The organism is Kitasatospora sp. NPDC085895 (assembly GCF_040702125.1).
In the GTDB taxonomy this organism is placed as follows: Bacteria; Actinomycetota; Actinomycetes; order Streptomycetales; family Streptomycetaceae; genus Kitasatospora; species Kitasatospora arboriphila.
Genome location: NZ_JBFBJY010000162.1, coordinates 1 through 7605, shown reverse-complemented (window position 1 = coordinate 7605; position 7605 = coordinate 1). Strand labels below are relative to the sequence as shown.

The window sequence follows — 7605 nt, the reverse complement described above, 5'->3', positions numbered from 1 at the left end:
CAAGCCGACAAGCCTCGCGGATACGGCGCCCGGGTGGCCCGTGCACGCGCCGCACGCACCAGGACCGGCGCCGCCGCCCCGGCGGGTGGCCGGCACCGACGTGGCGACGCTGGTCGAACAGGCGCGGACCGGGCACCCGAGGGCGGTGGCCCGGCTGATCTCGCTGGTCGAGAACGCCGCCCCGCAGCTGCGCGAGGCCATGGCGGCGCTCGCCCCGCACACCGGCCACGCCTACACCGTCGGCCTGACCGGCTCGCCGGGCGTCGGCAAGTCCACCTCGACCAACGCCCTCGTCTCCGCGTACCGTCGCCGCGGCAAGCGGGTCGGCGTACTGGCCGTCGACCCGTCCTCGCCGTTCTCCGGCGGCGCGCTGCTCGGCGACCGGGTCCGGATGCAGGACCACGCCACCGACCCCGAGGTGTTCATCCGGTCGATGGCCACCCGCGGCCACCTCGGCGGTCTCTCCTGGTCCGCCCCGCAGGCCCTGCGGGTGCTGGACGGCGCCGGCTGCGACGTGATCCTGGTGGAGACCGTCGGTGTCGGCCAGTCCGAGGTCGAGGTCGCCGCCCAGGCCGACACCACCGTCGTCCTGCTCGCCCCCGGCATGGGCGACGGCATCCAGGCCGCCAAGGCCGGGATCCTGGAGATCGGCGACGTCTTCGTCGTCAACAAGGCCGACCGGGACGGCGCCGACGCCACCGCCCGCGAGCTCAACCACATGCTCGGCCTCGGCGAGGGCCGCCGGCCCGGCGACTGGCGGCCGCCGATCGTCAAGACGGTCGCCGCCCGCGGCGAGGGGGTCGACGAGGTCGTCGAGGCCCTGGAGAAGCACCGCGCCTGGCTGTCCGGGACGGGGGAGCTCGCCGCCCGGCGCACCCGGCGGGCCGCCCAGGAGATCGAGGCGATCGCGCTCGCCGCCCTTCGCTCCCGGATCGGGGACCTGCGCGGCGACCGCCACCTGCTCGGCCTCGCCGAACGGGTCGCCGCCGGCGACCTCGACCCCTACGGCGCTGCCGACCACCTCGTCGCGGGCCTCACCGAGGGCACCGCATAACGGGCGGAGCGCCAGGGGCGCTGGGGGCACCTCCCGGCCGAAGGCCGGGGGCGGAACTGCGCAGTCCGGGATCGGCGAGCCCGCGCGAATCGGGGCCCCTGGGCGGTTGCCCTGCGCCGTCAGGCGCGTCCGCGGAGGGCGCGGAGGTGTTCCGCGACCGGGGCGAGGGCCTCGTAGAGGGCGTCGATCTGCTCCGGGGTGAAGCGGTCGACGAAGTGGCTGCGGACGCTGCGGACGTGGTCCGGCGCGACCTTCTGGAGCGTCTCCCAGCCGGGTTCGGTGAGGTGGGCGTAGAGGCCGCGGCGGTCGCCCGGGCACTCCTGCCGCAGCACCAGCCCGGCGCTCTCCATCCGGGTGATCTGGTGGGAGAGCCGGCTCTTCGACTGCAGGGTGGCGGTCGCGAGGTCGGTCATCCGCATCCGGCGTTCGGGCGCCTCGGAGAGGACCACGAGGATCTCGTAGTCGTTGATGGCGAGGTTGTGCGGCTGGAGTTCGCGGCCGAGCTGGTACTCGAGCAGCTTGCTCACCTCCAGGTGGGCGCGCCAGAACTGCTGCTCGCGGGTGCTCAGCCACGGCGTCTCCTCCGCGGTGGCCGAGGAGGAGACGGCGGGGGCGTCGGTGACGTGCGTGTCCATGACCCCAGCATAGCCGTGCTTGTTAAATGTTGTACAAGTTTACGAATCCAGCCGCGCCCGGTTCACCGGTTCGGCCCCGTCAGAGGCCGAACCTCCGGCCGAGGTCGCCGAGGTTGCCCAGGCCCGGGATGTTGACGTTGGGCAGTTGCTGCCCGCCGCCGTGCGCCCCGGCACCCGGCTGGTGCGGCACCCCGCTGCCGGGCACGCCCGCCTCGGCGTGCACCACGCCGACCGAGCGCTCGGCCATCAGGGTCTCGGTCGACTGCAGCAGGACCTGGCCGGCCCCGATGAACTCGAACTGGTGCTCCTCGCCGGAGGCGCCGCCGAGCCCGGTCAGGTGGCGGAGCCCGCCGATCAGGCCGTGCATGTAGCCGTGATCGTAGTGGTGGCAGGGCGCGGGGCAGTCGGCCCAGCCGACCAGCGCCTGCGGGTCCACCCGGATGGGGGGTTCGACGAAGTGGACGGGGCCGTTGGAGGCGGCCACGAACTTGCCGGTGCCGATCAGGGTGAGGAAGCCCGGGATGATCGACTGCTTGAGCTTGAGCGAGGGCTCGAAGGCCAGCAGGTTGCCCGAGCGGACGGTGAGGTTGCCGTCCTCCAGGTCGTACGAGTTGAGGTCGAAGGCGCGGTCGGCGAGCAGCAGCTTGCCGCGGCCCTCGGCGACGACCCAGTCGGACGCGTGCAGCGGGGAGTTGAAGTTCCGCTCCAGCATCTGGTCGATGACGCCGCGGCCGATGCCCGAGAAGCGCATCTCGCCGTAGTAGGCGATCATCTTGCCCTTCTGCAGGTAGTACGCGCCGTTGAGGTCGACCGAGAAGGCGTACGGGTTGACGTTGTCGTTGACCGGCAGGCTCATGGCGTCGTGCACCACCGGGCCCTCGCCGCCGTTCTGCGGCAGCGGCGCGCCGTAGTTGCCCTGCGGCGGGTACGGCTGGCCGGCCTGGGTCGGCTGGTACGCCTGCTGGTAGCCGGGCTGCGGCTGGCCCTGCGGCGGGTAGGGCTGCCCCTGCGGCGGGTAGGGCTGGCCGGGCGGCGGGTAGCCGGGCTGGCCGTAGGGCTGGCCGGGCTGGGGCTGGCCGTAGGGCTGCTGCCCGTACGGCGGCTGCGGCGGGTAGGACATCAGAGCTTCTCCTCGCTCGCCTGCACGTAGACCACTCCGTGGCCGGACAGCTCCAGCTGGAACGCCTCGCCCGAGCCGCGGCCGACCATGTCGCGCCAGCCGAGGGCGGTGGACAGCTTGTTGGTCACCTGGCCGCGGTGGGCCACGTACGCCTGCGGGTCGACGTGCACCGGCTGGCCGGGGCCGATCGGCAGCTCGAACACGCCGCCGTGCGCCATCACGGCGACCGAGCCGTGGCCGTCGAGCTTGGTGGTGAACAGGCCCTGGCCGGTCACCTGGCCGCGGACCATGCCCATCACGCCGCCCTGCTGGCCCATGAACATGGTCGACTGCTGCAGGGTGCCGTCGAAGGCGAGCAGCCGGTCGGCCTCCACGTAGAGGGTGTCGCCGGTCAGCTCGATCACGTGGACGTTGTGGCCGCCGTGGCCGAACATCACGCTGCCCTGGCCCTCGACGGTCATCAGCGGGGTGTCCTCGTTGGCCACCCGGCGTCCGATCATCGACATGACGCCGCCCTGGCCGCCCATCACGTTGGGCGTGAAGGAGACCTCGCCGGTGTAGGCGAGCATCGAGCCGCGCTGGCTGAAGACCCGCTGGCCGGGCATGACCTTCGCCTCGACCATCTTGTTGTTGATCTTGGTGAACGGCATCAGACGTCGCCCCCGAAGGTCATCTTCTCGGAGGGCTGCACGTAGACCAGGCCCTCGCCGGCGAACTCGACCTGCATGGCCTCGCCGCCGCCCTCGCCGATGATCGTCGTCCAGCCCGCGCCCGACTTCAGGCTGCGGTTGAGGTTGCCGGTGTGCGCCACGTACGCACCCGGGTCGACCCGCAGCGGCATCCCCTGGGAGACCCGCAGGATGATCGCCGGGCCCTTGGACGTCAGTGCCGCCCAGCCGTGCCCCTCGACCTTGGTGGTGAACAGGCCGTTGCCGGACGCCATGCCGTTGAGTCCGGTGAAGGAGGTGCCGGTGTGCAGGGTCGCCTCGGTGCAGAGCAGGTTCTCCGACTCGACGTAGAGCGTCTCGCCGTTCAGCCGCACCAGGTTGACCTCGGTGGCCTTGTCGGCGAAGTAGCAGGTGCCCTGCCCCTTCACCTCCATGACCTCCATCTGCTCACCCGTCAGCCGACGCGTGACCATGCCGCGCAGGCCGTCACCGCCGCCGGACATCTTCTTGAAGTTCATCTGGCCCGTGTAGGCCACCATCGTGCCGTTGCGGGCCTTGACCGAGTCTCCCGCCATGTCGACGGCGAGCACCTTGGACCCCTGGAGTCGAAACTGTGCCACCGGGCGAATGTAGCGGCAGCCGGCCCGCACCCGGGAGGGGGCGCGGGCCTCTGGTACCGAGCTGCGACAAATCACACCGGGTCAGGGGGTCAGACCGCCGGGGCCGGCTCCGCCCCGGGGACGGCGCCCGCGGCGGTCTCCACCTCCAGCAGCGAGGCCGAGTGCTTCTCCGCCTCGAAGGCGACCACGCCGCCGCGCAGGCCGAACAGCCGCTTCGACAGCATGATCCACAGCACCGCGAGGACGTTCAGCACCAGCGTGCCGATCTTCAGCGCACTGACGTGCTCGGTGAGTTCGTACACCTCCAGCGGCAGGAAGGCCGCCGTCGCCACCACCGTCAGGTACTCGGCCCAGCGGGCGCCCACCCACAGGCCGGCCGCCTCCACGATCTCGATCAGCGCGTACAGCACCAGCGCGCCGGCCACGATCAGCAGCGTGCCGTGCTTGTACTCGAAGGTCTTGCGGATCGTGTCGACGATCGGCGAGTGCTCCAGGTCCCAGTGGAAGTGGTCGGTGACGGGCCGGAACACCGAGAGGTTCTCGTCGAAGATCCGCCGCACCGCGTCCTGGCTGTTGGAGAACTTCCACACGCCCCAGGCGACGACCAGGATCAGCAGGCCGCGCAGCGCCCGCTCGATCGCGAGGAAGCGCAGGATGAACAGGTCGCGCAGGGCCTTGCCGCGCGGCACCAGCGGCGCCTCGTCGGCCGGGCCGGAGCCGTGCGGCGCGCCGAGCGCGAAGTCCCCGCAGCGCAGGCAGCGCCAGGCGTCGCCGAGCGCGGTGTGCGCGTGCAGCCGGCCGCGCAGGTCGGCCTCGTCGGGCGCGTAGGTGATGTGCCCGCGCCGCGAGCAGGTCCGCCGGTTCCAGTCGATGCGGAACATGTCCACCCCCGTGGTCGGTCGGCCCGGTCGTCGGGCCGTGCCGCAGCAGGATAGGGCCGCCCGCCGTGGGACCGGCCACCCCGGCCCCGGCACGGCTGTTCGGTCGGTGATAATGAACGAGGCTTGTGATCGTGTTCACGAGCTCACTCGCCGACCCCTTTCCGAGGTGACCCGTGAAGACCAGCCCCGCCGTCCACCGCCTGCGACTCGTGTCCGGCCCGGAGGGCCTGTCCTTCCTGCTGCTGCTCGTGTGCTCGGTGCTCAAGCGGACCACCGACTTCAACGCGGTGCCGGTGATGGGCGCGGTCCACGGCGGCCTGTTCGTGCTGTACGTGGTCTTCCTCGCCCTGGCCTGGCAGCAGCAGCGCTGGGACGCCAAGCGCGGCATCGTGCTGTTCGTGCTGTCGGTGCTGCCCACCGGCGGCTTCTTCGCCGAGAGGATGCTCGCCAAGGAGGAGCGCGGCGAGGTGCCCGCGGCGGCCGCCGCGGCCTGACCGCCCCGGAACACCCCGGAACGACCCGACGGCCGGGCCCCCGTGAGGGAGCCCGGCCGTCGCCGTGCGCGGGGCGGGGGTCAGTTGACGTTGACCCCGCTCCAGGCCGCGCCCACCGCCTTGTACTCGGCGGAGGTGCTGCCGTAGAGGTCCTTCGCCGCGTTCAGGGTCGCGGTGCGGGCCGCCTTGTAGTTGGTGGTGGAGGTCATGTAGACGGTCAGCGCCCGGTACCAGATCTGCGCGGCCTTGGCCCGTCCGATGCCGGTGAGCTTCGCGCCGTTGGAGGTCGGGCTGTTGTAGCTGACGCCGTTGATCGTCTTCGCGCCGCTGCCCTCGGCCAGCAGGTAGAAGAAGTGGTTGGCGACGCCCGAGGAGTAGTGGACGTCCTTGTTGCCGACCGTCGAGGACCAGTAGTCCGCCGAGGCGCCGTCCTTGGAGGGCTTGTCCATGTAGCGCAGCGGGGTGCCGTTGCCGTTCAGGTTGAGCCGCTCGCCGATCAGGTAGTCCGGGGTGTCCACCGGCAGGTTGGCGTAGAACTCGACCATGGTCCCGAAGATGTCGCTGGTCGCCTCGTTCAGGCCGCCGGACTCGCCCGAGTAGTTGAGGCCTGCCGTGGCGGAGGTCACGCCGTGCGTCATCTCGTGGCCGGCCACGTCGATCGCGGTCAGCGGGTGGGTGTTGCCCGACCCGTCGCCGTACGTCATGCAGAAGCAGCTGTCGCTCCAGAACGCGTTGACGTAGTTGTTCCCGTAGTGGACCTTGCTGTACGCGCCGACGCCGTTGTTCTTGATGCCGTTGCGGTTGAAGGTCGACTTGTAGAAGTCCCAGGTGGCGGCCGCGCCGTACTGGGCGTCCACCGCGGCGGACTGCCCGTTGGAGGCGCTGCCGTTGCCCCAGACGTTGTCGGCGTCCGTGTACAGCGTCCCGTTCTTGTCGACGGTGTACTGGCCGCCGCGGGTGTTGTCCTTCAACTGGTACGTCGAGCCGGTGTAGTTGGTGGTCAGGGTGACCGAGCCGACGAAGACGCCCTTGCCGCTGCCGGTCGCGTTGGAGGTGCGGATCTGCTCCTCGGAGGAGAGCACCGCGCCGGTCGCGGCGTCGGTGACGATCAGGCGGTTGCTCGGGGTGCCGTCGGCGCGCATGCCCTCGACGGTCGTCCGGTAGGCGAGCCGAGGGGCGCCGGAGGCGGCCCACACCACCAGCTCCGCGCCGCCCGCCGCGCCGACCGAGGTCAGCGCCGGCTCGTCCGCGTCGGCGGACTTCCCGACGGTGGCGGCGACCGCGCCGTGCGCCCCGGCGGCGGCCTGCGCGGCGGTGAGCTTCGGGGTGAGCGAGGCGGGGGCGACCGAGCCCTGGACGGCGCGGTCGACGGCCTTCAGGGCGCCCTTGGCGTCCTGGTGCACGACCAGGTCGCCGCCGAGCACCGGCAGGCCGGCGAAGGTCCGGTCGAAACGCAGGTGGCGGGTGCCGTCGGCGTCGACGACGGCGTCCTTGACGACCAGCTGCTCCTGGCCGGAGAGGCCGAGGGCGCGGGCCGCGGCGGGGGCCTCGGTGTCTGCCCGGGCGAGCAGCGCGGCCCGCTGCTGCGCGGCGGCCGGGGCGGGGGCGGCCTGGGCGCCCGCGGCGACCTGGATCGCGCCGGCGAGCAGGACCGAGGTGGAGAGGACGGCGCCGAGGGCGAGCTTTCGCTTCACGTACGGGTTCCTTCCGGATCAACCGCGTGTGCGCGGTCGCGCATCGCTCCGGGGCACCGGGTCCGGTGCCGACTGGGGCGGAACGAGCGCTGACGTGCTGCTCCGTGCGGTCATGCGGCGCGGGACCGGTTGGGGTGGCCGGTCGGGCGCCGCACGGGGCTGGAAGGAAGCATGACAAGACAGTTCGTCAAATGACAGATGTGTGACAAGAGTTGGCGCATTTCTGTCATCGCCGGTCGGGCCGGACACGAGGCAGCAGCCGGGCCTCCCCTCCGGAGGGCCCGGCTGCTGCGTCTTCAACCGCGGTGCGTCAGCTGACGTTCACCGCGGCCCAGGCAGCGGCAACCTGGGCGTACTCGGTGGAACCGGCGCCGTAGAGGTCCGACGCCGCGTTCAGGGTCGCGGTGCGCGCCCCCTTGTAGTTGGTGGTGGAGGTCAT

9 protein-coding genes are annotated in these 7605 nt (G+C 71.8%); 2 read left to right on the top strand and 7 right to left on the bottom strand.

What is annotated here, in order from left to right:
- Positions 1–85 precede the first annotated feature (85 nt).
- Entirely contained in the window at positions 86–1054 is a 969-nt protein-coding gene (gene meaB, locus AB0442_RS41075; protein ID WP_366168633.1) for a methylmalonyl Co-A mutase-associated GTPase MeaB, read from the top strand.
- A 119-nt stretch (positions 1055–1173) separates the two neighbouring features.
- Here meaB and AB0442_RS41070 read toward each other — a convergent pair whose 3' ends face one another.
- The 5 genes from AB0442_RS41070 to AB0442_RS41050 all read right to left on the bottom strand — a co-directional run bounded on the left by AB0442_RS41070 (position 1174) and on the right by AB0442_RS41050 (position 4978).
- Entirely contained in the window at positions 1174–1689 is a 516-nt protein-coding gene (locus AB0442_RS41070) for a MarR family transcriptional regulator (RefSeq protein WP_344628289.1), read from the bottom strand.
- 79 nt (positions 1690–1768) lie between these two features.
- Entirely contained in the window at positions 1769–2545 is a 777-nt protein-coding gene (locus AB0442_RS41065) for an AIM24 family protein (protein WP_366168632.1), read from the bottom strand.
- Positions 2546–2808: 263 nt separating this feature from the next.
- On the bottom strand, positions 2809–3459 hold the full coding sequence (locus AB0442_RS41060; protein WP_344628290.1) for an AIM24 family protein: 651 nt from the start codon (positions 3457–3459) through the stop codon (positions 2809–2811).
- A complete protein-coding gene (locus AB0442_RS41055; RefSeq protein WP_263103614.1) occupies positions 3459–4097 on the bottom strand; it encodes an AIM24 family protein in 639 nt (212 codons plus the stop codon). The genes AB0442_RS41060 and AB0442_RS41055 overlap by 1 nt, the downstream gene beginning before the upstream one ends.
- 89 nt (positions 4098–4186) lie before the next feature.
- On the bottom strand, positions 4187–4978 hold the full coding sequence (locus tag AB0442_RS41050; RefSeq protein ID WP_363542758.1) for a DUF2127 domain-containing protein: 792 nt from the start codon (positions 4976–4978) through the stop codon (positions 4187–4189).
- 173 nt (positions 4979–5151) lie between these two features.
- Between AB0442_RS41050 and AB0442_RS41045 the strand changes: the two genes are divergently transcribed.
- Positions 5152–5472, top strand: coding sequence for a DUF3817 domain-containing protein (locus AB0442_RS41045; RefSeq protein ID WP_344628292.1), 321 nt, complete (start codon positions 5152–5154; stop codon positions 5470–5472).
- Between the two features lie 80 nt (positions 5473–5552).
- Here the strand turns inward: AB0442_RS41045 and AB0442_RS41040 are convergent, their stop codons facing one another.
- Entirely contained in the window at positions 5553–7166 is a 1614-nt protein-coding gene (locus AB0442_RS41040) for a M4 family metallopeptidase (RefSeq protein ID WP_366168631.1), read from the bottom strand.
- 310 nt (positions 7167–7476) lie between these two features.
- The coding region (locus tag AB0442_RS41035) for a M4 family metallopeptidase (RefSeq protein ID WP_366167708.1) at positions 7477–7605 on the bottom strand (129 nt) is incomplete at its 5' end.

Excerpts from the sequence above, each read along its gene's own strand:
- AB0442_RS41050 (WP_363542758.1), bottom strand. The coding sequence starts at position 4,978 with ATGTTCCGCATCGACTGGAACCGGCGGACCTGCTCGCGGCGCGGGCAC.
- AB0442_RS41070 (WP_344628289.1), bottom strand. The coding sequence starts at position 1,689 with ATGGACACGCACGTCACCGACGCCCCCGCCGTCTCCTCCTCGGCCACC.
- AB0442_RS41060 (WP_344628290.1), bottom strand. The coding sequence starts at position 3,459 with ATGCCGTTCACCAAGATCAACAACAAGATGGTCGAGGCGAAGGTCATG.
- AB0442_RS41065 (WP_366168632.1), bottom strand. The coding sequence starts at position 2,545 with ATGAGCCTGCCGGTCAACGACAACGTCAACCCGTACGCCTTCTCGGTC.